We start from the raw sequence: 22,258 nt of genomic DNA on the forward strand, positions 1-22,258 counted from the left end.
AGTTTTAGTTGATCATCCTTACAATTTCCAGCGCTACTTTCAGGGCTTCGGTGCCGTCTTCAAGGCTGACTTCCACGGTTTTATTTTCGGTAATGGCATCCGCAAAGCTTTCAAGCTCGTCCAGAATCGCGTTGTTGGCCTGGATGTTCGGATATTCAAAAATAATCTGATTTTTTTCGCCTTCTGCATTTTCAATGATCATATCGAAATCGTTGGGCTGTTCCGGTGCGGGTTTCATCCGGATGACTTCTGCTTTTTTTTCTAAAAAATCCACTGAAATGTACGCGTCTTTCTGGAAAAACCTCGATTTGCGCATGGCTTTCATTGAAATTCTGGAAGTGGTGAGGTTCGCAACACAGCCATTCTCAAACTCAATTCTGGCATTGCAGATGTCCGGACTCTTGCTTACAACCGAAACGCCGGATGCATGAATATTTTTTACTTTCGATTTTACAATCGAGAGGAGAATATCAAGATCATGTATCATGAGGTCCAGAACTACCGAAACGTCTGTTCCGCGCGGATTGAATTCCGCAAGACGGTGAATTTCAATGAACATCGGATTTTTTATGAAATCTTTGGAGCCGATAAATGCCGGATTGTATCTCTCAACATGCCCCACCTGCGCTTTAATGCTAAACTCGCGGCATTTATAAAGAATTTCTTCGGCCTGTTTCAAAGTCTGAGTCACCGGCTTTTCAATAAAAAAATGCTTCTTGTTTTCGATGGCCTTCATCGCGTAATCATAATGATAAAGCGTAGGCGTCACAATATCCAGCATGTCGATTTCGGCAAGCAGCTGATCAAAATCATCGAAATACCGGTAGCCGAATTCTGCTTCCAGTTTTTTTCCGTTTTCCTGATCTGCGTCGTAAAAGCCTATCAGATCATATTTCTCCGACTGATTCAGTAATTTTAAATGGATTTTTCCCAAATGTCCGGCGCCTACTAAACCTGCTTTTAGCATAGAAAATTAATTTTGGTAAAGATATAAATTAGACCCGAGTTTCAGACACAAGATTCCGGACTTTGGCTCATAAATTCGTGATGGAGGTTCCGAAATCTAAAATCAAATCCCTATTTTTGTGACATGCAGGATTCGTTTTTACACAAAGGAAAGAGAAAAATTTTGGTGAATTATCTTCGGGAAAAGATCGGTATTTCCGACGAAAACGTGTTGCGGGCGATGAACGAAGTTCCCCGACATCTCTTTCTGGAAAGTATTTTTGAAGACTATGCGTATGAAGACCGAGCGTTTCCGATTCTGGCTAAACAAACGATTTCCCATCCTTCCACAGTCGCGGAACAGACAGAGCTGCTCGAAGTTTCTGAAAAAGAAAAAGTACTCGAAATCGGTACCGGAAGCGGGTATCAAACCGCGGTTCTCGTAGCAATGAATGCTCTGGTTTATACGGTTGAAAGGCAGAAAGACCTCCACGATTTTTCGCATAAAAAGCTGAAGGAACTTCATCTGCGTCCGAAATTCCAGAGTTTTGGAGACGGCTTTGCAGGGCTTCCGACTTTTGCACCATTCGATAAAATCCTCGTGACATGCGGTGCTGAAGTGTTACCCACCGAACTGCTCCATCAACTGAAAGTTGGCGGAAAAATGGTCATTCCTTTAGGCAAAACGGATGAGCAGATTTTAACGGTATTCACTAAAAAATCAGATAAAGAGTTCGAAAAAGAAGAATTCGGGGCTTATAAATTCGTCCCGATGCTGAACAATACAAACCATTGAAATGGGAGAGAAAACTGTTTTCCGAAATAAAAAAATGGATTCCGTGTTTAAAGGGCTTTACGCCGGAGTCTTTATGTTTCTGGCCTGCATTGCCGTAATCTCCTTTCTGCAGGATGAAGATCCGAAGGTTCTTTGGGCGATGGGAACTGTTATTGGGTTTCTGATGTTTGTACTCATTTCAGGTGTATTGAAGGTGAAAATAGTCATTGAAGCAAGTTTTTTAAGAATTTATTACTTCTTCAAGGTTTATGAAACGGATATCCTCCAAATTACAAAAATAAGGAAGGGCGAAACCATGTGGAGCGGCTTTCACAAATACGGAACGGGCACTAAAGGACTCATCATTTTTTCGAAGTTTAAAAATGATCTTTACATCACCCCTGAAAATGAAGATTTTTTTTATCACAAAATCCTTGAAATCAATCCCGATGTCGTGATTGAAAAAATTGAAAAATAAAAAGTATCTAATCATTTAAAAACTCCGGAATGACTACTGAAATTAATAGCTACAACGCTGCACTGGCAGAAAATGACTTAGAAATCGCTAAACTCCTGGTAAATTTAATTTCCGAAAACCTTCCTGAAGCCGAAAGCAAGATCTGGCATTCCCATCCCTTCTGGTTTCTGGACGGTAATCCCATTGTGGGCTACAGCAGACAGAAAAAAGGAATGCGCCTCATGTTCTGGAGCGGTAAATCTTTTGACGAAGAAAGACTCAATATTCCAGGCGAAAAATTTAAAGATGCTTCTGTTTTCTATAACAGTACCAAAGAGATTTTAACCACTGACTTGGTCCGCTGGCTCGAAAATCCCGTGCCATTCAGTGGGACTACAAAAATATCGTAAAGCGGAAAGGGGAACTGATCCGGTTGAAATAGTTCATGCGAAAATTTTCAGTGGCCTTTTCTCTTCATCGAGTGCTACGAGGGTAAATTCTCCTGACGCTGCTTTATCACGGTAATCACTTTACATATCTTCAATAAAGATCTCTACATCAACTTTTACGCTGGTGTTTCCTACCTGTTTTATTTTTCCGATGAGCTCAACCAGGGTTCCGGACGGTATGGGCTTTTTAAAGTCGATGCGGTCACTGCTTACAGTAACAAAGGGTTTACGGGCAAAGCGGGTTGCCGTCATAAACGCAACTTCGTCCATCATTTCCATTACTGTTCCCCCAAACATGGTGTTGTGATGATTGGTGATGTTGGGAAATACGACTTTAAATACGCGGGTAACCGACCGATCAATTTTCTGATCTACATTCATTTTTCTTAATTTACAGATGATAAAATGAATAGAAAACATGTTGTTTTCTACTTCTTACGCGAAAGTTTTAGGGATCTGACTTACCAAAATGGATGGCTTACAGTTGCGCGACAGCTCATGATTTTCACATGATTCACCTTATTTCGAAGTGCAAATATATTGAATTTTCAGAAGTAATCACTGTAAGCATCGCTCTTCTCGGGTGAGCGGTACTACGTGTAACGGAATTTCTTTAAACTTAAAACGCTTCACACATAAAAACCGGAATAATATTTGGACTCCTGCAGTTATCTAATCCAAAAAACCATCATATCATGGACAACAATAATTTCGAAAAGTCAGAAGACTTGAACAGTGTAGAACGAAATATCGATAACAATCCTGACCATAATACGGAAACAGATGCAGAAGAGCAGGGTACTACAAGAATAAAAGACGTCCGGAATCCCGTCATCACGCAGGAGAATTTTGTTAAAGATGCTGAAAATGCGGTCCCACCTTTGGCCTGGGAAAACCAGAAAAAAGCCTACAAAGATGCTTGGGAAAACAACCGGAACCAGAATCTGGAAGACTGATCCTTCCACTTGTTAAAATTATGGAATCCACTTTTTAGTGGATTTTTTTATTTGTATTTTTGAAGAAATCAAATTTTCATGACTTTTCAGGAACAGATCCAACAGGGAATTCCCTCCGAATTCCCCCAACCCAAAACATACGAACCGCACATCAATCATGCTCCGAAACGCAAGGAAATCCTTTCGGATGACGAAAAAAAATTGGCGCTAAAGAACGCTTTGCGTTATTTTGAACCGAAATTTCATGCTGAACTTTTGCCTGAATTCCGCGAAGAACTTGAAAAATACGGCAGGATTTATATGTACCGTTTCCGACCCGATTATGAAATAAAAGCGCGGTCAATATCAGAATACCCGGGAAAATCGGAACAGGCAAAGGCCATTATGCTCATGATTCAGAACAATCTGGATTATGCTGTGGCACAGCATCCACATGAACTGATTACGTATGGCGGGAACGGTGCGGTCTTCCAGAACTGGGCGCAGTATCTTCTGACGATGAAATATCTTTCGGAAATGACCGATGAACAGACGTTGACGATGTATTCCGGACACCCGATGGGTCTTTTTCCTTCGCATAAAGAAGCGCCGCGCGTTGTTGTGACGAACGGAATGATGATCCCGAATTATTCAAAACCCGACGACTGGGAAAAATTCAATGCGCTAGGCGTTTCGCAGTACGGTCAAATGACCGCCGGAAGTTATATGTACATTGGTCCGCAGGGAATTGTGCACGGAACCACGATTACGGTGTTAAATGCATTCAGAAAAATAAAAAAATCCACGCAGGGCGGACTTTTCGTGACCTCTGGCTTAGGCGGAATGAGCGGCGCACAGCCGAAAGCCGGAAATATCGCCGGTTGTATAACAGTCTGTGCAGAGGTGAATCCTAAAATAACCAGAATCCGTCATGAGCAGAAATGGATTGATGAGATCCATGAAAACATCGATGAACTGGTTAAAAGAGTAAAAAAGGCGAAGGAAAACAAGGAAACCGTTTCTCTGGCCTATCTCGGAAATGTTGTAGAAGTTTGGGAGAAATTTGATTCCGAAAACCTGAAAATTGATATCGGTTCCGATCAGACCTCGCTTCACAATCCATGGGCGGGAGGATATTACCCAGCGGGAATTTCCTTTGAGGAATCAAACATCATGATGGCCGAAAATCCTGAGCTCTTTAAAGAAAAAGTGCAGGAAAGTTTAAGAAGACATGCCGCAGCCATTAATCAGCATACCGCAAAAGGCACTTACTTTTTCGATTACGGAAATGCATTTCTGCTGGAAGCCAGCCGCGCCGGCGCAGATGTAATGGCGGAAAACGGCATCGATTTCCGTTATCCGAGCTATGTTCAGGATATTATGGGGCCGATGTGTTTTGATTACGGGTTCGGACCCTTCCGTTGGGTTTGTGCAAGCGGAAAACCGGAAGATTTACAGAAAACCGATACCATTGCGGCCACAATTTTAGAGGAACTGATGAAAAATTCCCCTGAAGAAATCCAGCAGCAGATGGCCGACAATATCAAATGGATCAAAGGCGCGCAGGAAAACAAACTTGTGGTCGGTTCACAGGCCAGAATCCTTTATGCCGATGCAGAAGGTCGCATGAAAATCGCCGAAGCCTTTAACAAAGCCATTAAAAATGGGGAAATCGGACCCGTTGTATTGGGACGCGACCACCATGATGTTTCCGGGACGGATTCCCCTTACCGCGAAACTTCCAACATCTATGACGGTTCGAAGTTTACAGCAGACATGGCGATACAGAACGTTATTGGGGACAGTTTCCGCGGTGCGACGTGGGTTTCGATTCACAACGGCGGTGGTGTCGGTTGGGGCGAAGTCATCAACGGCGGCTTCGGAATGCTGCTGGACGGAAGCGAAGAGGCAGACCGGAGACTGAAATCGATGCTGTTCTGGGATGTAAACAACGGCATTTCCCGCCGGAGCTGGGCCCGAAATGAAGGCGCCATTTTCGCCATCAAACGTGCTATGGAAAAGGAACCGACCCTGAAAGTGACTTTGCCGAATCTTGTGGATGAGAATCTATTGTAATAAAGTGTTAATTATCAATTCTCTAAGTTTTCATTGAATTTTTTTTTAATATTAAATTTTATCATCAAAACTCCTAATTCAGTCAATTTATGTCGGTTTTTGTGGCAATTTTAAATATGTAAAATTGCATCAATAATATTAATAACAAATTTCTATACCTTTAGTTGTAAAATGGTAGGTAAATTGTCTAATTTTGTGATATCAATTAAAAATCATTTTTTGCCATCATAGTTTTAAGGTTAAATGTTGAAAGACGTCCCTCATTGAGGGGCGTCTGTTTATAAATTGTAAATTTTCCGGATATGAAATTTAAAGTCCTCTTCTTTCTGTTCACTGCACTGATGTTTCAGGCGCAGGTAGGAAGCATCAATATCAATGTCTTTGATGACTTTTCTAAAAAACCGCTTGATGCCACTGTCACTTTGGTGGGAGTAACGCCAGACCGGTACACGGGCACCGGAAATGTGCTGATTCCGGAAATTCCTTCCGGAACCTATTCGTTTGAAATTTCTGCGGAAGGTTTTGCGCCCGCATTTCTCAATGACATCAATGTGGTGCCGAACCAGAATCTTACTTTTTCAGTAGGATTAAGCAAAGCAACCACGGAAATTCAGGAAGTTACCATTACAAAGAAAACGTATAAAACTACTGCAGAAAGTCCGCTGTCACTCAGGAATATCACGAGCGAAGAAATACAGAAAAATGCAGGCTCCAACCGCGATGTTTCCAAAGCAATTTTGAGTTTTCCGGGCGTCGGAAGTACGGCCACATTCAGGAATGACCTTTTTATAAGAGGCGGAAGTTCATCAGAAAATAAATTTTATATTGACGGAATCGAGGTTCCGGTCATCAACCATTTTCAGACTCAGGGTGCGAGTGGCGGTCCCCGGGGAATTATTACAGTGGATTTTATAAGGGATGTTGACTTTTACAGCGGTGCTTTTCCGGCAAAACGGAACGGCGTGCTTTCTTCTCTTTTTGAATTCAACCTGAAAGAGGCCAGAAAAGACAAGCTCGGTTACAAAGCCGTACTCGGACTCGATGATATGCAGTTGATGATGGATGGTCCGCTTTCCAAAGACCAGTCGTGGTCGGGACTTTTCAGCGTCAGGAAATCCAATCTTCAGTTGCTGTTTAAAGCAATCGGATTGCCCTTCCTCCCAAGTTACTACGATGCAACCTTTAAAGTTTCCAAAAAATTTAAAAGCGGAGACGAGCTTTATTTTCTTGGAATAGGCGCGAAAGACAGCTTCAGGTTTAATGAGGAAGCGGAATCTACCTTGACAAATTTGACTTTAATTGACCGGCTTCCGGTTTCGCCGCAGTGGAATTATACCATAGGCGCCGGTTACAGGCATCTGGCGGAAAACGGCAACTGGCTCTTGACCGTCAGCCGGAATATGCTCGACAATCAGGCGCTGAAATACTACCGCAATATCGACACACCAGACAATTTGCTGTATGATTATAAATCTCAGGAAAGCGAAAATAAAATCAGGATCGACCGCAATTTCAGCCTCTCGGATTATCAGTTCAGTGTAGGAACGAATGCTAATTTTGCCAAATATTACAACAATTCGGTAAGCCGGAATGTGACGCAAAATGCAGTGAATTTTGATCAATTTTTATCTGAATTGAATGTGCTGCAATACGGTCTGTATGTGCAGAGTTCGAAAAAATTTCTCAGCAACCGACTTCAGCTTTCAGCCGGCTTCCGTTTGGATGCAAGTGATTATTCAGAAAACACGGCCAATCCGCTGGAGCAGTTTTCACCGCGTTTTTCTTTAAGTTATAAACTTACGGATCGGTTTGCTCTAAATTTCAACAGCGGAATTTTTTATCAGCTGCCGGTGTACACCGCGCTGGGTTTTATGGAGAACGGAAACTTTACCAATAAAAATTCGCTGAAGTACATCCAAAATTCCCATCTGGTTGGGGGAGTAGAATACAGCGGCAAAAACAATCTGCGGCTTACGGTGGAAGGATATTATAAAAAATACAAAAACTATCCGTTTTCTCTGCGCAACCAGATTTCACTGGCCAATGTGGGCGGCGATTTTGGAGTCGTGGGCAATGAACCTTTGGATTCCCGCGGTTTTGGTGAAACATATGGGATAGAAGTTCTGGCGCAAAAGCGCACAGTCAATGATTTTTACGGAATTGCGGCCTATACTTTCGGTTATTCGAAATTTTCAGACGCGATCGGAGAGTTGCTTCCTTCAAGCTGGGATTCCAGACATATCCTGACGCTCACTACGGGAAAATATTTTAAAAGGAACTGGAATATAGGAGCGCGTTTCAGGATGCAGACAGGTCTTCCGGAAACACCTTATGATCTTCAGCGCAGCGCCTTGGTCAACATCTGGAACGTTTCGAACGGACCGGTGCAGAATTTTAATCTGTTGAATACCGCCCGTGGAAATCTTTCACATCAGCTGGACATCCGTGCAGAGAAAAAATGGATTTTCAGCAAATGGCAGTTTACCGCATATATTGATTTGGTCAACGCTTATGGTTCTAAAAGCCCGAGCGGTTTACCGGTCGTGAATCTTCAGCGTGATGCCCAGAAGAACGGCATTATTGCCAATCCGGGTGCGCCACAAAATGAGCAGTACTACGTTTTGGAAACCGGTGAAGCAGACCGTTCAACACCGCTGCCGTATTTTGGATTGATATTTGAATTTTAAATTTTCCCCTGATTAAATTTTTCATTATAACTTCTTGGATTACTGCATCACAGGCTTTTGATGCAAAGCTTTATTTTTAATATCCTCCATAATCCACTCCAGCTGCACATCTTTTTTCTCGAGAATCTGTTGGGTGGTCGGGAGAATTTCCTGATCCGGAAGCACACCTTTTTTGGTATCGGTAAATTCAATATGGGGCTGGATCAGCATGAGTCCGATCGGCAGATATAGTCTGGAGTTCGGTAGTTTTTTGGTGGAATATCTTCCGGCTACCGTGCCGTCGTTGGCGCCGCCGGTTTCTTCGCCCACCAGAAATGCTCTTTTGTCGCCCTTCAGTTTTGCCGGCAGGATCGAAGCCGCCGAAAAACTGCTCCCGTTGATGAGGACATAAATTTTTCCTTTGAAATTGTTGTCTTTGGGCTTTTTCAGAGCAAAAACTCCGTTGTTTCTCAGATAAAAACGGTCACCCACTTTTTTGGTAGAAACGGCCGTTCCGATCAGGTAAAAAGGATACCCAAGCACCGCGATCGGAGTCGAAACTGCGGGGAATTCCGAAAAATAGTTGGCCTGAAACATGGACGAACGTTTGGTGATCTCAATATCATTGATGAACGTGAATTTTTCATTTACGAGATACGAATACAGGTTGTTGATTTCGGACAGCGAACCGCCCAGATTGTCGCGCATATCGATGATGAGGTACTTGGCCGGTGAATTTTTCAAAGTGGCAAAACTTTCTTTGTAAAATTTCTTTGAAAAGGTTCCTGAAAAAGTCTTGATCTTCATATAGGCCACCGTGCTGTCTTTGGTGGGGAACTGCAGGTCGCGGTTGAAGCTTTTCGTGATGATGTTGTAATCTTTTGTCTTGCCGTTTTCGCTTTTGGTGAGTTTCTTATTCTGTTCCTCTTCTTTTTTACGGTCTTCTTTTGTGGTTTTTTCCCGTTTGAGCCAGAATGTTCCAATCTGCCCGTGGTATCTGGATTCTATTTGCACGCTGTCGAGAATGCCGTTTTCGGCAGTAAAAAATCCGGGCCATATCCGGGCCATCGAGTATTTCTGAAAAGTGGTGTTGTACCCGTCGCTGTTCACGAAGGGTCTGTATTTGGCGAGCAGTTCACTCACCGGAACTTCATTGATCTTCAGGAGTTCCGTCCCCACTTCCATATTTGGGATCCGGTCGGCATTGTCTTTCACAAAAAGCCGGTCCTGGTCCACCACGTAATTGTAACGGCCGAAAAGTCCCTTCTGCTTCATGATTTCCTTGATTTCTTTTTTGGTCAGGCGCTTGTCCGGAGCAACCAAACGCAAATGTCCCTGCCGCACCGAGGCGATTACAGGTGCTAATTTTTCGTAAAATTCATTGGGTTTTAAGGGTTGAGTGATGGTTGTTTTCAGGCTGTCGAATTTAAAGCTCAGCTGTTCTTCGGAAATGTACCAGTACAGTTCAGGATGCAGTTTCTCCAGGTTTGTATAGGCAAAATCCACGTCTTTTTTCAGTTTTTCAGGCGCGATAGGAACTTCCAGCCTTTTGTTGAAGTTTTTAACAGATAAGCAGGAAGTTAACAGCGTAAATGTAATAAATAGAAATATTGGTTTCAATTGAAAATCTTATAAGTATCCAACATTAATTTTTAACAGTTTCCTCATTAAATAATAAATTATTTTCTTCATCAAAACCAATGATCAGAATTTTGAATGCATCAGCGAAGTCATTGTTAAGAAATTCAATTTTGGAGTTTGCCTTTTCAAGAAAAGCAGGATTCCAGTACAGAACTTCTCGGCTGTCTTCGGAAAGTTTTTCCTGAATTTCCCTTGATAGATTAATTAACTCAAAATTGTCGTTCTTATCATAACCTTTCAGCATAATTTCATTGTCTTTTACGGGTGCTTTTCCGTTTGCTCCGGTCATATTTCCTCTTTTACTGTATATCAGAACCGCATTACCTACCCAGCCATGTCCCTTTATTACTTTTACCATGGCGATGCTGCTGATCTCAACGCTTTCAAGCATACTTGGTTCAGTAGGAATTTCGTCATAAAAAAGCTTAGCTTTAGCATCTCTCATATAAGGAACAAGGTTTCCGAGACCATCCCTCTGCATCTGTAAGCCGGCAACTCTTCCTTGTAGCCAGTTTAATATACTGCCCGTTCCTATGTTCTGATTCTCGTTTACAAAATCAAAAATAATTGAATTTGCAGTGTTGAACATTCCGCTGGTCAGGTCTTTTTCGAGTTTTTTGGTGGCATTCTGCTTTTGTGCAATCAGATTTATTTTTTCTATCAGAATGGCATTGTCTTTAATGGATTTTTGGCTTTTTAGGTTATTAAATGCCCTCTCCAAGCGCATACTCTGTTTAGAATCTGATGTTTTTGGTCCCACATAATAAGAATGATAAGGCAGGATACCTCGGTAGGGAGTGGGATTAACAAGTGGCTTGAATTTCAGGGTAAGATTCTGAGGAAGTGGATCATTATTTTTGTCCGGCATTAAAAAGTAGGTCACAGACATGGGTTCCTCGATCAAAACATTGTTGATATAGATATTACCTTTGCTGTCTGTTTGTGTCTGAGCAGAGGCCATTTGGCCGGATGCATTTTTAAAAAGCAATGCAACATCTCTGTTTGGTAATGCACGACTGTTTTGTGCCAGTTTACCTTCAAAGGAAAGATATTCGCCCGATGATGCTTTAGGAGGAGAAACGGATCCGGACATCAGAGAGTTCCAGCTAAATCTTTTCCAATTTTCCGAAATGAGAAGTGCATCCAGAGCTTCCGGATTTCCCTGTTTTGAAAAATATTGAGACGGAGTGTCTATTTTTGTTGGGAAATCCCCGGTAATCCATAAATAGCTGAGTAGATTATTTCCTTCAACTTCGTCAGCGTAGGAAACAGACGCGTCTTTTACCAATACTGTTACGGGATTGGAAGAGGTGTTAATGTTAAAACTGTTTAACGACCGCTTGTTTTTATCAGGCATCATGTTTTCAACGTGCGGCCGCTTTACATATTCAGCACCGGTTTTAAGAAAAAAGAGACGTTGTGATACCGGAATGTCTTTGTCATCAAAAACCGTCAGATATAAAATACTGTTTTTATTTCCCGCCACTTTATATGGGATAGTTCCGGACAATGATCCTACTGGTTTCTTAATATTTCCCCGGTAAACCATTTTGTTGTTGATGGTTCCTATCACTTTATAATTCATCAGTCCCGCGGACAGATTTGCAGAAGATAAGGTGTACTTGATCCCTTCTGTTGTGTTTTTTAATTGGAGCGCTACTCCCGAATGTGTAGCAGCAGGTAAATCTATTTCCTGATTCTTGCCTTTATCATCTTCAATAATGAGTCTGTAATTTTTATTTTCCTTTGCGGTAAGTTGAAAAAGCGCAACATTCGGATCAAGATTTTTAAAACTGACTACTTTATCATTCGGTTTTCCGGTTTCAATAACGTAACCACTCCATACCTTTGGAGGAGTACCTGCTGCGTTTAACCGGACAGCAAATTTAGTCGCTGAATTTTCGATAAAACTGTTGCCTTCCGGGTAAACAGATGCTGTCCACGAATTGTCTTCTTTTTTTTGCAGCTTTTCAGTGGAAAGGGCATTATAAACCGGCAAAAGTTTTATAAAGTCAAATTCCTGACTGAAAGAAGACATTAAGGGGGTGTAAGCTCTCAGATAATAGATGTTTTCCGGTAAATTTTCTTCCAGTTTCAGAATTCCACTGCCTTCAGCATTGGTTAAAAGAATCGTTTTTGAGTCGAGAAGTTTTTTGTCGCGGTCGTAAAGTTCTACAAAGAGTGTAGTTGAAAGACGGGATTTATGATAGCCACTAAATACAAAAGATTTAAATGATATAATGTCTCCGGCGATATATTCTTCCTTATCGGTCAAAAGATAAACTTTTTCCCCGGTATAACTGTTTTCCAGTGTTTCAATCGCCCGATCTAATTTTTCCTGACCATTAAGAGACAGGCTTGCAAAAATGATAAAGAATATAATTTTTTTCATGGTAATGTTTTCGGTTTTAAAGATAAAAAAATATTCCGAAAACACCTGTTAATCAAAATTTATCTGGAAATATCCAAATCATATTCAGAAGAAGTTATATGCTGTAATATTACCCTTTTTCAAAAATTATTGACAACTCCACAAAAATTCAATAATTACCTACAGTAACAATGGAAAATATTTTAATCCGTTTTACTGTAACAAATATTTTAAATTGCAACTTACTCCTCAGATCACCGCGATATGTCAGCATTGGAAAAAAAATTTTTAGAAAAAATGGAAAAACACAAAGGTGTTATTTTCAAGATTTCCAAGATCTATATGGATAATGATGACGACCGGAAAGACCTTTTTCAGGAGATCACATTTCAGGTTTGGAAAGCGTATCCCACTTTTGAAGGGAGGAGCGAATTTTCTACCTGGCTTTACCGTATCGCGCTGAATACGGCAATTCTATTCCTGAAATCTGAAAAGAAACGCAGCTTCATTCAGAATGATGAGGTGGACAAATTTAAATTGAACCACGAAGAGTACAATGATTCTGAAGAGCGCAGACTGAAGGAAATGTACGACGCCATCAACCGTTTAAATGCAATCGACAAGGCCCTTATTTTCTACTATCTGGAGAACTATTCCGGCAAAGAGATCGCCGCACAGATGGGTATTACAGAGGTGAATGCCCGTGTAAAACTGAACCGCGCAAAGCAAAAATTAAAAGAATTTATAAATACAAAATCTCATGGAATTCGATAACCTAAAAGAAATGTGGGACAAAGAGAAGATTTCTGAAACCCCCGAAATAAGCATGATACAGCAAAAAGAAATTCATCTGCCACTGGAGCGGCTCAGAAAAAAAATGAGAAACGAATTCTGGAGTACCGTGGTGTTTTTTGTGTTCATCATCCTCTTCTTTATATTTAAAGACTTTCACTTCTTTAAATTTAAAGTCTACTGCATTACCCTGGTGGCTTCAATGATGATGGTAACCGGCTTCTACTTCTTCAAATTCTTTCAGCTCTACCGCAATATGGGCGACATCAACCTGAGCACAAAAGAAAGCCTTCGCGACCTGATGTTTCAGTTCAAACTCAACGAGCAGTACTACGTCTCCTTTTATATTGCCTTTGTGCCTTTTGTGGTATGCGAGATGCTGCTGATCTTTGATTATGTGCCGAGCCTGAAGATGATAGAGGGCCTTAACTTTATCCTTATTTTTGTAGGCAGCTGCCTGCTGATGTTAACGGTTCTGTATCTCTTCGGCAAATGGTGGTTCAGTTATTTTTATGGTAAAAACATGAGGAAGATTCAGAAAATCTTCAACGATTTGAAATAAAAAAACTTCCCGGAAATTTCCGGGAAGTTTTTTTATTGGAATGGGCTCTAGCTGTTATTTATTTGCAGTGAAATAGGCGTTAGCCCAATTTAAATGGAATCAATAATTCCGTTCAGCATTGCCGAAGGCCTCATGGCTGCATCGGTTTTTGCAGAATCCGGCTGATAATAACCGCCGATATCCTGTGGTTTTCCCTGTGCACCGATGAGTTCCGCATTGATCTTTGCTTCGTTTTCCTGCATCGCCTGAGCAACGGGCTTAAAGGTATTCGCCATTTCGGCGTTTTTCGTCTGGTTGGCCAAAGCTTCCGCCCAGTACATGGCCAGATAGAAATGTGAACCTCTGTTATCGATAGATCCTACCTTTCTTGAAGGCGACTTATCTTCTGCTAAAAATTTTTCGTTTGCCACATCCAAAGCATCTGCCAGGATCTGTGCTTTTCCGTTATTCTGGGTTTGGGCCAAATGTTCAAGACTGGCCTGTAAGGCCATGAATTCTCCTAAAGAATCCCATCTTAAATAACCTTCTTCGATAAACTGCTCAATGTGTTTCGGTGCAGAACCGCCGGCTCCGGTTTCAAATAAACCGCCCCCGTTCATCAACGGAACGATCGACAGCATTTTGGCTGAAGTTCCGAGTTCAAGGATAGGGAATAGATCGGTCAGATAATCCCGCAAAACATTTCCGGAAACCGAAATGGTATCCAGGCCTTTTCTGATCCTTTCCAAAGTCAGCCGCATCGCCTCCTCAATATTCAGAATTTTAATGTCGAGTCCGTTGGTATCGTAATCTTTTAGATATTTTTCAACTTTTTTAATCATTTCGCGGTCATGCGCACGCTGGTCATCCAACCAGAAAATTGCAGGAGTGTCTGAAAGCCGCGCTCTGTTCACGGCCAGTTTCACCCAGTCCTGAATTGCAGCGTCTTTTACCTGACACATTCTGAAAATATCGTCTTTCTGTACGTCCTGTTCCATGAGTACATTTCCTTCGGCGTCGGTCACTTTCACTTTTCCGTCAGTGTTCAGCTGGAAGGTTTTGTCGTGGGAACCGTATTCTTCGGCTTTCTGTGCCATCAAACCTACATTCGGTACAGAACCCATTGTTCTTGGATCCAGCGCGCCGTTCTTCTGCATGTCTTCAATGGCAGACTGGTAAAAGCCTGCATAATTCCGGTCCGGAATCATGGCGATGGTGTCTTCTTCCTGTCCTGCTTTGTTCCACATTTTTCCGCCGCCTCTGATGAGTGCCGCCATAGAGGCATCCACAATAATATCTGAAGGCACATGGAAGTTCGTAATGCCTTTATCTGAATTCACCATGGCTACAGCAGGGCCGTTTGCCAATGCCTGTTCAATGTCTGCTTTAACATCTGCTTCTTTCGGGTTTCCGGAAATTTTATCAAAAAGATCCTGAAGTCCGTTGTTGGGATTCACATCCAGTTCTTTGAAAAGGTCTGCGTATTTTTCAAAAACATCGTTGAAGAACACCTGAACCATTGCCCCGAAAATAATCGGGTCGGAAATTTTCATCATGGTTGCTTTCAGATGCCCGGAAAGAAGCACGTTGGCCGCTTTTGCCTCTGCGATGGCATCGGCTACAAAACCTTTGAGCGCGGAAAGGCTCATCACCGCAGTATCGATGATTTCTTCAGCTTTCATTGGAGAAAATCCTTTCAGCTCCTTCACTGAACCGTCGTTTCCAAAAAATTCTATTTTAAACTGTCCGTCGCGGTTTACGGTTACTGATTTTTCAGTTCCGTAGAAATCGCCGCTTTTCATGTGAACCACTTTTGTTTTCGAATCAGAGCTCCAGACTCCCATTTTATGCGGGTTCGCCTTTGCGTAGTTTTTTACGGCTTTCGGCGCACGTCGGTCAGAATTCCCTTCCCGGAGAACAGGATTTACCGCACTTCCCAGTACTTTGCTGTATTTGGCCTTAATCGCTTCCTCTTCCGCAGTTTTGGGTTCTGCCGGATAATTCGGAACGGCGAAACCGTGCTGCTGCAGTTCTGCAATCGCTTCATCCAGTTGCGGTGCCGACGCGGAAATATTGGGGAGTTTAATGATATTTGCCTCAGGAGTGGTGGCCATTTTTCCAAGTTCTGCCAACGCATCTTCCACTTTTTGGTCCTCCTTCAGAAATTCCGGAAAATTCGCCAGGATCCGTCCCGATAGCGAGATGTCTTTTGGCAGAATTTCAATATCTGCAGTCTTGGTAAACGCTTTTACAATCGGTAAAAAAGAATGGGTGGCCAGCATCGGTGCTTCATCGGTCAACGTATAGACAATTTGGGATTTCTCTGACATTATGTTTTTGTGTATTAAATTTTAGAATTACAAATTTAGGGAATTTCCAAGGAGTATGAAATAGAGGGCACTCCAACTTTAAGATTAATTTAACCTTTGCTTCCCGGTTTTTCAGGCAGAAATTTCCTATTTTTGATCAATTAAAAAATAAAATTATGGCAGATATTACATTAAAGGGAAACCCCATTCATTCGGTAGGTTCCCTTCCTGAAGTAGGTTCTAATATTAAGGATTTTACCTTGGTTAACGATAAACTTGAAACGAAAAAGCTTTCAGATTACAGCGGAAAAAGAAAGATCTTCAACATCTTCCCGAGTATTGATACCGGAATCTGTGCGGCTTCAGCCAGAAAATTCAATGAAGAAGCCGGAAATCTGGAGAACACGGTGGTCATCAACGTGTCAAAGGACCTTCCGTTTGCACTTGGACGATTCTGCGCCGCTGAAGGTTTGGACCATGTTGAATCCTTATCGGATTTCCGCGGAACCTTTGGAGACGATTACGGGGTGACTTTAACCGATTCCCCGATGGAAGGTTTGCTGAGCCGTGCGGTTATCGTAACCGACGAAAACGGAAAAGTGATCTACACCGAACAGATTCCCGAAATCGTTCAGGAACCCGACTACGAAAAAGCGCTGAATGCTTTAAAATAGATTTTTAATGATTGAATAAAAACGCAAAGCAATTTGCGTTTTTTTGTAAAATCCCTTAAATGAAACGCTCCGGCTCTGCTGATTTGCCCCTTCATTACGGCCATGTTCCGCCCTGGCTGTACGAACGCATGTCTAAACTCGGGCTTGCGGTTTTTGAAGTGCTGCTGAGCGATTATGGGAAAGATGAGGTCATCCGCAGAATGAGTGACCCGTTCTGGTTTCAGTGTTTCGGCGCGGTAATGGGAATGGACTGGCATTCTTCCGGAATCACCACCTCAGTTTTGGGCGCTTTGAAAAAAGTGGTCAACCCGAATGCAAAATCTCTCGGAATTTATATTGCCGGCGGAAAAGGAAAATTTTCACGAGAAACACCCGCGGAACTCTTAAAAATCTGCGAAAATACGGGGCTGAACGGTCATGAACTCGTGAGAGCCAGCAAACTTTCGGCGAAAGTGGACAATACTGCGGTTCAGGATGGGTATCAACTTTATACACACAATTTCATCCTCAGCAACGAAGGGAAATGGGCCGTGATTCAGCAGGGAATGAATGTGAAAGATAAAACCGCGCGACGTTATCACTGGCATTCCGAAAATCTGAAATCTTTTGTGGAAGAACCGCACAGCGGAATTTCCGGCGTGAATCAGGGAAGAATCCTGAACCTTACTTCCCATTTTGCTGAAGAAAACCGCAACGGCATTCTGGAAATTTCCCATACAAATTCAGAAAAAATTCTTCAGGATTTTGCCCGTCTGATCTTACCGGCGCATCATGATGTACAGGCTTCCGACGTGGATTTGAAAAGACTCGGAACGCTGCTTCACATGACAAGAGAAGTACCACCGGAAAATTTTGAAGAACTGCTGCTTTTAAAAGGAGTCGGACCCAGAACTTTACAAAGTCTCGCGCTGGTCAGCGAAGTGATCCACGGTGCACCCTCGCGTTTTCAGGATCCTGCAAGGTTTTCCTTTGCCCACGGCGGAAAAGACGGACATCCGTTTCCGGTTCCGCTCAGGATTTACGATGAAACCATCGGCATTCTTCAGAAAGGCATTGAAAAATCGAAACTTGGAAATTCAGATAAATTAAAATCTGTTGAAAAGCTTCATGCCGTCATCGCCAAAGCCGAAGAGAATTTTACTCCCGACTTCAATATCGATGAGGTAATGGAAGAAGAGCGCCGTAATTCCTGGCGTTACGGCGGAAAAACGGTGTTCGGTGATGCCGTGAAACCTAAACCTCATAACGGAATCCAGCTTTCACTTTTCTAAAATGATACGATGTCGGACTCATTAAAGCATATTTACGCCCATTTTTTGTTGACCGAAGAACACGTCAGCGAAATCATGGCTGCCCATGAGAGAATTGAGGTCTGCAAAGGCCATTTTCTGCTGGAAGAGGGAAAAACAGCGAATGAATATTTTATCCTCGAAAGTGGCTTGGTGCGCGCTTTTGTAGATGATTATAACGGCAACGAAATTACCACCGAATTTTTTACGGTGAATGACATTGTGATTCAGCCGGCTTCACTTTTTCAGCGGAGCCCTTCGCAGGAAAACATCCAGTCCGTAACGGATGCAGTGCTCTGGAAAATTGATTTTGATGTTTTTCAGGAACTTTTTTACAAATTTGAAGGTTTTCCGGAGTGGGGAAGGCTTTGGTTTTCCTATCAGCTTTTTTCCGTGAAACAGCGCTCCATCGAAATGATTACCCAATCTGCTTCTCAAAGGTATTTGAACCTGCTGAAAGAAAAACCCCAGATCATTCAGCAGGCACCGCTGAAATATATTGCTTCTTACCTCGGCATTACCGATACTTCTTTAAGTCGAATCCGAAAAGAAATTTTGGAGAAATAATTTTCTTGTCTTATGGCAAGCTGCGTTTTGGGTTTTGAGTTTAACTTTGGTTGAAACTTAAAAACCTCAAAACATGGACACTCCAAAATCACCCAAACTCGACATTATTATTCAGGCTTACCGGATGCATTCCCAAAGTTTCAAAAATGCGCTGAGCGGAATTTCTGAAGAAAACGCACTGAAAAGAATCGACGGAAATACCAACCATGTCCTGTGGATGGCCGGAAACATTGTAAACTGCCGTTACTGGATCGCAGATTTACTCGGAATCCAGGATAAGGATCCCAACGCCGAATTTTTCAACGAAGGAAAAGCACTGGACGAAAACCTGAATTATCCCAGTCTGGAAGAACTGAAGAAAAACTTTGCCGAAATTTCACCAAAAGTATACAAAAGTCTGCTTGAGGTCACCGATGAAGACCTCGAAAAACCGTTTTCGATGGGCATGAACATTCCGTTTGTAAAGGATAATGTGCTGAATATGGTGGGGATGTGCATTGGCCGAGAAGATTATCTTTTGGGGCAGATCGGATTGATGCGGAAACTTTTGGGACTTAAGGCAATGAGCTACGATCTGGACGAAAGTTTATCCTACTGATTCATATTTTTAAAATTTAAACAGTAACATAAAAATAAATACGATGGACAACAAACAAATCACAAAAAAGTTTTTCGAAAATCTTTTTGTAGACAACGACAAAGCCTACGCTGTTCTGGCAGAAGACGTGGTAGTGAACTGGCCGGGTTTCGGCATGGACGCTATTGTGGGTAAAGAGAATTTACGGAAGTTTCTGGACGATAGCGGACCCGAAAAAGTGCTTGACCTTAAGATGAACAACATCCTTTCTGAAGGAGACACCGTAATAGCCGACGGCAGCATCATTACCGAACGGGCAGGAAAGCGTGAAACTTCTCATTTCGCCGATGTTTATAAAGTGAAAGACGGTAAAATTGTTTCCCTGAACAGCTATATGGTTTTCGACAAGTCAAATGATGAAAAATAAACCACAATCATGGCAAAACTAAATTCATACCTCAATTTTGACGGGACCGCAGAAGAGGCCTTCCGTTTTTACAGAACAGTTTTCGGTGGCGAATTCGTGGGAGAAATCTACAGAATGGGCAGCGCACCTGGAACCGAAAACCTGTCGGATGACGAAAAAAACAGGGTCATGCATGTTGCGCTTCCTGTTGGCGGAGATTTACTGATGGGCGCAGATATTGTTCCGAGCTTCGGACAAAGTTTAACGCCGGGGAACAGCAATTATATTTCCGTTTTTCCGGATTCGCGGGAAGATGCAGAACGCATATTCAAAGGTTTGTCTGAAGGCGGAAAGGTTGAACTGCCTTTGGGTGATCAGTTTTGGGGCGACTATTTCGGCAGTTTTCAGGACCGATACGGAATCCACTGGATGGTGAATTACAATGAACAGTATACGAAGTGATTTTTAGAAAATTGACCTGTTAAATCCGTTCTTTTTTATTAAATTTAAAAAAATAAATGAAAATGGACCCGATAAAAATTGAAATCACCATTCTGGAACCTGTTCAGAAAGTCTGGGATTATATGAATGATCCCAAACACATCAAGAAATGGAATTTTGCCCATGAAACCTGGCACTGTCCGAAAGCTGAAAACGATCTGCGTGTCGGTGGCAGACTCATGACCCGAATGGAAGCAAAAGACGGAAGTTCCGGCTTCGACTTTGTAGGGATTTATGACGAAATCATTCCGTTGGAAAAAATTAGATACCATTTGGAAGACGGCCGGAAAGTGGAAATTATTTTTAATCAAATTGATGCATCTACGACTGAAGTGGTAGAGATTTTCGATCCTGAAACCCAGAATATGCGCGAAATGCAACGGGAAGGCTGGTATGCCATCCTGAATAACTTTCATAAATATGTTGAGAATAATTAAAGCATTACCGGTAGTTTTGAGCATTCTGTTTTTAGTAAACTGTTCACAGAAAGAGAATACGACACATAGAGCGGAGCAGAAATCTGAAAAAGAATCACTCGCGAGAGGCAACGTTCAGAAAAATATAACAAATTATCAGAAGTACACCGGCGCATGGTTTGAAATCGAATATCCGGAAAGATTTATCGTAGAACCTTCGCTAAAATCTTCAACAAATGTTGAAGGTTTCGACAGCGCGTTATTTACCTCCCCTGACGGGAAAGTCCGGTTTTATATTTTTTCGCCGCAGTGGGCCGGTAAACCGGAAGATATTTCGTTGAAGTCATCGGATGAAATCCTAACCGATTCCTCTTCGGCAGTGAATAATGGACTCACGATTAAGAGATGGACCATTGCAGCAAAAGATGGCAGTTACTTCAGATCATATGAATCCACCTCCGAAACTCCTGGGAATATAGGAAAAGTTGTGGGAATCAGTTATGCTGAGAATAAATATTTGGAAATTTACAAAAAAGAGTATCTGCATTTTAAAAATTCTCTTCAGCAATTTGCTGATTAATTGAGTCTTTATGATCTTTTAAATGAGTTATTTAATGATTTTTAAAAACAGGTTAAATGAATGACGTAGATCATTATATTTCTAAGTTTCCGGTGCATGTACAGGAAATCCTTTCGAAAATCAGAAACATGATCCTGCAGAAAGTTCCCGAAGCGGAAGAAAAGATAAGCTACGGAATGCCCGGTTATTATCTGAACGGAAAACCGCTTGTTTATTTCGCTGCTTTTAAAAATCATATCGGCTTTTATGCCACTCCAAACGGTCACGAAAAATTCACAAAGGAACTTGCGGTCTACAAACAGGGAAAAGGATCGGTTCAGTTCCCACTGGATGAGGAAATTCCTTACCAACTGATTGTAGACATCGTAAAATTCCGTAGCGATAAAATTCAGAATCAATAATTTGATAATATTAAAATATGAATAACAATATTTTCCCCTGTCTGTGGTTTGACGGTAACGGTCAGGAAGCCGCCCGTTTCTATACGGAAACTTTTGGAGGCCGTATCACTGCAGATACACCCGTAGTGCTGAATCTGGAACTGTTCTGGCAGAAGATCATGATCCTGAACGCAGGCCCGCAGTTTGAAAAAAATGCCTCTGTTTCTTTTATGGTGCTTTGCGAAACCGCCGAAGAAGTGGAGCAGTACTGGAAACCGCTGTCGGAAGGAGGGATCGTTTTGATGGATCTGGGTGAATATCCGTGGAGCAAAAAATACGGCTGGGTCCGCGACCGTTATGGGGTTACATGGCAGGTTTATTTGGGAGAAAAACAAGGCGACCAGAAAATTGTTCCTACGTTGATGTTCATTCACGGTAACAACGGAAGAGCACAGGAAGCAATGGAACTTTACATCCGCATTTTCCCGAATTCGAAGATCGGAAATGTACTGAAATATGGCGATGGCGTTGGAAACGAAACCCATGAAATTCCGGAAAATGTTCAGCACGCCCATTTTGAACTCAATGGATATACTTTTTTCTGTATGGATAATTCCTACGATCATAAGTTTGACTTTAATGAGGGTATTTCAATGGTAGTGATGACTGATGATCAGGTTGAAACTGACCATCTCTGGAATTCTTTGACCGCCGATGGGGGAAGGGAGTCGATGTGCGGATGGCTGAAAGATAAATTCGGTGTCAGCTGGCAGATCGTGCCGAAAAAACTCATCGAACTGATGAATGATCCCGACAGTGAAAAAGGCCGGAAAGTAATGGGCGCAATGATGACGATGCAGAAAATCATTATTGAAGATCTGGAGAAGGCCTATAATTCATGATAATATTAA

General features: G+C 42.1%; 22 protein-coding genes, 1 pseudogene and 1 riboswitch. Of the genes and pseudogenes, 18 read left to right on the plus strand and 5 right to left on the minus strand.

Annotated features, from left to right (window positions below; all coding sequences use genetic code 11):
* Positions 1 to 4: 4 nt before the first annotated feature.
* The gene (locus FUA25_RS00515; protein ID WP_147754947.1) at positions 5 to 967 is read right to left on the minus strand and encodes a Gfo/Idh/MocA family protein; all 963 of its coding nucleotides are present in this window, start codon (positions 965 to 967) and stop codon (positions 5 to 7) included.
* A 123-nt stretch (positions 968 to 1,090) separates the two neighbouring features.
* Here FUA25_RS00515 and FUA25_RS00520 point away from each other — a divergent pair, with 123 nt between their 5' ends.
* The 3 genes from FUA25_RS00520 to FUA25_RS00530 are packed head-to-tail and all read left to right on the plus strand — an operon-like array spanning position 1,091 to position 2,587.
* On the plus strand, positions 1,091 to 1,741 hold the full coding sequence (locus tag FUA25_RS00520) for a protein-L-isoaspartate(D-aspartate) O-methyltransferase (protein WP_147754948.1): 651 nt from the start codon (positions 1,091 to 1,093) through the stop codon (positions 1,739 to 1,741).
* Between the two features lie 34 nt (positions 1,742 to 1,775).
* Positions 1,776 to 2,198 (plus strand): PH domain-containing protein, encoded by a 423-nt coding sequence (locus FUA25_RS00525; protein ID WP_228411611.1) that lies wholly within the window; start codon positions 1,776 to 1,778, stop codon positions 2,196 to 2,198.
* Positions 2,199 to 2,227: 29 nt separating this feature from the next.
* Complete coding sequence (locus tag FUA25_RS00530) at positions 2,228 to 2,587, plus strand: DUF1801 domain-containing protein (protein WP_317130243.1); 360 nt, start codon at positions 2,228 to 2,230, stop codon at positions 2,585 to 2,587.
* Between the two features lie 33 nt (positions 2,588 to 2,620).
* On the opposite strand, the pseudogene FUA25_RS00535 reads toward FUA25_RS00530, so the two are convergent.
* Positions 2,621 to 3,007: pseudogene (locus FUA25_RS00535) on the minus strand (acyl-CoA thioesterase).
* 71 nt (positions 3,008 to 3,078) lie between these two features.
* A riboswitch (cobalamin riboswitch) is annotated at positions 3,079 to 3,147 on the minus strand.
* Between the two features lie 174 nt (positions 3,148 to 3,321).
* Here FUA25_RS00535 and FUA25_RS00540 point away from each other — a divergent pair.
* The 3 genes from FUA25_RS00540 (at position 3,322) to FUA25_RS00550 (ending at position 8,324) form a co-directional block, all read left to right on the plus strand.
* Positions 3,322 to 3,582, plus strand: a complete 261-nt coding sequence (locus FUA25_RS00540; protein WP_147754950.1) for a hypothetical protein — start codon at positions 3,322 to 3,324, stop codon at positions 3,580 to 3,582.
* 78 nt (positions 3,583 to 3,660) lie between these two features.
* A complete protein-coding gene (locus FUA25_RS00545; protein ID WP_147754951.1) occupies positions 3,661 to 5,637 on the plus strand; it encodes a urocanate hydratase in 1,977 nt (658 codons plus the stop codon).
* Positions 5,638 to 5,939: 302 nt separating this feature from the next.
* Complete coding sequence (locus tag FUA25_RS00550; protein WP_147754952.1) at positions 5,940 to 8,324, plus strand: TonB-dependent receptor; 2,385 nt, start codon at positions 5,940 to 5,942, stop codon at positions 8,322 to 8,324.
* 39 nt (positions 8,325 to 8,363) lie between these two features.
* Here FUA25_RS00550 and FUA25_RS00555 read toward each other — a convergent pair whose 3' ends face one another.
* Both FUA25_RS00555 and FUA25_RS00560 read right to left on the minus strand, forming a co-directional pair.
* Positions 8,364 to 9,923 (minus strand): S41 family peptidase, encoded by a 1,560-nt coding sequence (locus FUA25_RS00555; protein WP_147754953.1) that lies wholly within the window; start codon positions 9,921 to 9,923, stop codon positions 8,364 to 8,366.
* Between the two features lie 25 nt (positions 9,924 to 9,948).
* Complete coding sequence (locus FUA25_RS00560) at positions 9,949 to 12,336, minus strand: hypothetical protein (protein WP_147754954.1); 2,388 nt, start codon at positions 12,334 to 12,336, stop codon at positions 9,949 to 9,951.
* 243 nt (positions 12,337 to 12,579) lie between these two features.
* Here FUA25_RS00560 and FUA25_RS00565 point away from each other — a divergent pair, with 243 nt between their 5' ends.
* Together FUA25_RS00565 and FUA25_RS00570 are read left to right on the plus strand one after the other, a co-directional pair.
* A complete protein-coding gene (locus tag FUA25_RS00565) occupies positions 12,580 to 13,089 on the plus strand; it encodes an RNA polymerase sigma factor (protein ID WP_147754955.1) in 510 nt (169 codons plus the stop codon).
* A complete protein-coding gene (locus FUA25_RS00570; protein ID WP_147754956.1) occupies positions 13,076 to 13,669 on the plus strand; it encodes a hypothetical protein in 594 nt (197 codons plus the stop codon). The genes FUA25_RS00565 and FUA25_RS00570 overlap by 14 nt, the downstream gene beginning before the upstream one ends.
* Before the next feature lie 89 nt (positions 13,670 to 13,758).
* On the opposite strand, the gene FUA25_RS00575 is transcribed toward FUA25_RS00570, so the two are convergent.
* Entirely contained in the window at positions 13,759 to 15,978 is a 2,220-nt protein-coding gene (locus tag FUA25_RS00575) for an NADP-dependent isocitrate dehydrogenase (RefSeq protein ID WP_147754957.1), read from the minus strand.
* Between the two features lie 155 nt (positions 15,979 to 16,133).
* Between FUA25_RS00575 and tpx the strand changes: the two genes are divergently transcribed.
* The 10 genes from tpx (at position 16,134) to FUA25_RS00625 (ending at position 22,249) form a co-directional block, all read left to right on the plus strand.
* Positions 16,134 to 16,631: a thiol peroxidase gene (tpx, locus tag FUA25_RS00580; RefSeq protein WP_147754958.1), complete on the plus strand. Its 498-nt coding sequence runs from the start codon at positions 16,134 to 16,136 to the stop codon at positions 16,629 to 16,631.
* Between the two features lie 59 nt (positions 16,632 to 16,690).
* Positions 16,691 to 17,902, plus strand: coding sequence for a DUF763 domain-containing protein (locus FUA25_RS00585; protein ID WP_147754959.1), 1,212 nt, complete (start codon positions 16,691 to 16,693; stop codon positions 17,900 to 17,902).
* Between the two features lie 9 nt (positions 17,903 to 17,911).
* Positions 17,912 to 18,487 carry a Crp/Fnr family transcriptional regulator gene (locus FUA25_RS00590; RefSeq protein WP_147754960.1) on the plus strand — a complete coding sequence of 192 codons (576 nt, stop codon included), beginning with the start codon at positions 17,912 to 17,914 and terminating at the stop codon, positions 18,485 to 18,487.
* 73 nt (positions 18,488 to 18,560) lie between these two features.
* Positions 18,561 to 19,085 carry a DinB family protein gene (locus tag FUA25_RS00595; RefSeq protein WP_147754961.1) on the plus strand — a complete coding sequence of 175 codons (525 nt, stop codon included), beginning with the start codon at positions 18,561 to 18,563 and terminating at the stop codon, positions 19,083 to 19,085.
* Between the two features lie 43 nt (positions 19,086 to 19,128).
* Complete coding sequence (locus tag FUA25_RS00600) at positions 19,129 to 19,491, plus strand: nuclear transport factor 2 family protein (RefSeq protein WP_147754962.1); 363 nt, start codon at positions 19,129 to 19,131, stop codon at positions 19,489 to 19,491.
* Between the two features lie 9 nt (positions 19,492 to 19,500).
* On the plus strand, positions 19,501 to 19,932 hold the full coding sequence (locus FUA25_RS00605; protein ID WP_147754963.1) for a VOC family protein: 432 nt from the start codon (positions 19,501 to 19,503) through the stop codon (positions 19,930 to 19,932).
* 62 nt (positions 19,933 to 19,994) lie between these two features.
* A complete protein-coding gene (locus FUA25_RS00610) occupies positions 19,995 to 20,408 on the plus strand; it encodes an SRPBCC family protein (protein WP_147754964.1) in 414 nt (137 codons plus the stop codon).
* Complete coding sequence (locus FUA25_RS00615; RefSeq protein WP_147754965.1) at positions 20,392 to 20,967, plus strand: hypothetical protein; 576 nt, start codon at positions 20,392 to 20,394, stop codon at positions 20,965 to 20,967. Before FUA25_RS00610 ends, FUA25_RS00615 begins: the two co-directional genes overlap by 17 nt.
* 56 nt (positions 20,968 to 21,023) lie before the next feature.
* Positions 21,024 to 21,368, plus strand: coding sequence for an iron chaperone (locus tag FUA25_RS00620; protein WP_147754966.1), 345 nt, complete (start codon positions 21,024 to 21,026; stop codon positions 21,366 to 21,368).
* Between the two features lie 17 nt (positions 21,369 to 21,385).
* On the plus strand, positions 21,386 to 22,249 hold the full coding sequence (locus tag FUA25_RS00625; RefSeq protein WP_147754967.1) for a VOC family protein: 864 nt from the start codon (positions 21,386 to 21,388) through the stop codon (positions 22,247 to 22,249).
* The last annotated feature ends 9 nt before the right edge of the window (positions 22,250 to 22,258 follow it).

This window comes from Chryseobacterium sp., from assembly GCF_008014695.1.
In the GTDB taxonomy this organism is placed as follows: domain Bacteria; phylum Bacteroidota; class Bacteroidia; order Flavobacteriales; family Weeksellaceae; genus Kaistella.